This is a genomic window from Cupriavidus sp. 01L46 (genome assembly GCF_056399905.1).
Genome location: NZ_JBFTSF010000743.1, coordinates 1 through 380 on the forward strand (window position 1 = coordinate 1; position 380 = coordinate 380).

At 48.2% G+C, this 380-nt stretch carries 1 protein-coding gene; it reads right to left on the reverse strand.

What is annotated here, in order from left to right:
- Positions 1 to 84 precede the first annotated feature (84 nt).
- Positions 85 to 380, reverse strand: a 296-nt coding sequence (locus tag AC1DS3_RS39590) for a DapH/DapD/GlmU-related protein (protein ID WP_477129495.1), incomplete at its 5' end; no start/stop codon positions are given.

Below are 380 nucleotides of genomic sequence, written 5' to 3' on the forward strand. Positions count from 1 at the left end.
CTTTCCGCTCGAGATCCGTGCGAAGAAGATCGAACAGCCGCATTCTATAGTGAACTAGGCGGTGTTGTAGGATCACTACCTTCTTCAATTTTCCGTTCCTTGATATGGGATTATCGTAAATTTATCGTATCCTCTTTCCGAGGACTTGAAGTGCCCGTTGGCTACGGATTCTTCATGTTTTCTTATCATATCGGAATCTGAAAATCTCATGGATATGACTCGAGCAGGGTTGCCGGCGGCGATCGCGTATGCGGGTATGTTCTTCGTTACTACACTGCCTGCGGCTACGATTGCTCCTCGACCGATGTTTACGCCGGTCAATATGATGACTCCATATCCTAGCCATACGTCATCTCCAATTGTGGCCGACTCCTGTCTGG